Raw genomic sequence first — 1,368 nt, 5'->3', positions numbered from 1 at the left:
CACATTAAGATCTGTTGAGATGTTGATGTAAGTAATGTCAATACCTTCATTCTTAAATGTAAATGAATTTCCAAGGTCTCTTATCACATGCCTTACTGCAACATCTTTCACATCTATATTCTCAAAGGCTTCGGCTGTGGTACTGCTGCTGCCACCGCCGGAAGAACCGCCACCGGATGATGGTGAATTTGAATTTGAATTTGATGTGGTTGCACTATCATTGACCCAGTCAGTGTTGATGTTACCGTAGATATCAACAGTTCTGGTACTGATCTGGTATGTGGTAGATTCAGAAAGACCGGTGACTACATATGAATTATAAGGGGTACTGATACTGGTTCTAAGCACACCATCAAGATAGATCATCGTATGACTGAAATCACTGTTTGATGGATTGGTCCAGGACCATGTGATAGAACTACCAGTAGTACTGGATTCTGCCAAACCGGTTACACTAGACGGTGGAGTAAGATCAAGGGTGGTTGCAGTATCATTAACCAAGTTAGTGTTGATGTTACCGTTAGTATCAACAGTTCTGATACTGATCTGGTGTGTGGTAGATTCAGAAAGTCCGCTGACCATATATGAATTACCAGGAGCATTGACATTGGTAATGAAAACACCATCAAGATAGATCATAGCATGACTTAAATCACTGTCAGATGGATTAGTCCAGGACCAGGTGATGGAACTAACAGTAACATTGGATTCTACCAAACCGGTCACACTGGATGGTGCAGTAAAATCAAGGGTAGTTGCATTATCATTGACCAAGTTAGTGTTGATGTTACCATTATTATCAACAGTTCTAGTGCTGATCTGGTATGTGGTAGATTCAGAAAGACCGGATGCTAAATACGAATTCCCCGGAGTGCTCACATTGGTCATAAAAACACCATCAAGATAGACCATAGTATGACTGAAATCACTGTCATATGGATTTGTCCAGGACCAGGTGATGGAACTAACAGTAACACTGGATTCTGCCAAACCGGTCACACTGGCTGGTGCAGAACGATCAAGGGTGGTTGCAGTATCATTGACCCAGTTAGTATTGATGTTACCATTATTATCAACAGTCCTAGTGCTGATCTGGTATGTGGTAGATTCAGAGAGATGGGATGCTAAATAGATATTGCCCGGAGCATCGACATTGGTAATGAAAACACCATCAAGATAGATCTCGGTATGACTGAAATCACTGTCAAATGGATTTGTCCAAGACCATGCAATAGAACGGCTAGCAACACTTGTTTCACCTAAACCGGTTACACTTGACGGTGGAGTGACATCAGGAGTGGTACCAGTATAACTTGCGGAGGTATCCACCGCAGTGTTACCAGCAGCATCAGTTGCAGAGACACTGAC

At 42.3% G+C, this 1,368-nt stretch carries 1 pseudogene; it reads right to left on the bottom strand.

The features are described from left to right. A pseudogene (locus BMX02_RS11975) lies at window positions 1–1,368 on the bottom strand (hypothetical protein); the annotation flags it as partial.

Origin of the sequence: Methanococcoides vulcani (assembly GCF_900111645.1) — an archaeon.
GTDB classification, from domain to species: Archaea; Halobacteriota; Methanosarcinia; order Methanosarcinales; family Methanosarcinaceae; genus Methanococcoides; species Methanococcoides vulcani.
The sequence above is the reverse complement of the archived record's forward strand: the minus strand, read 5'-3'. Positions and strand labels throughout refer to the sequence as shown.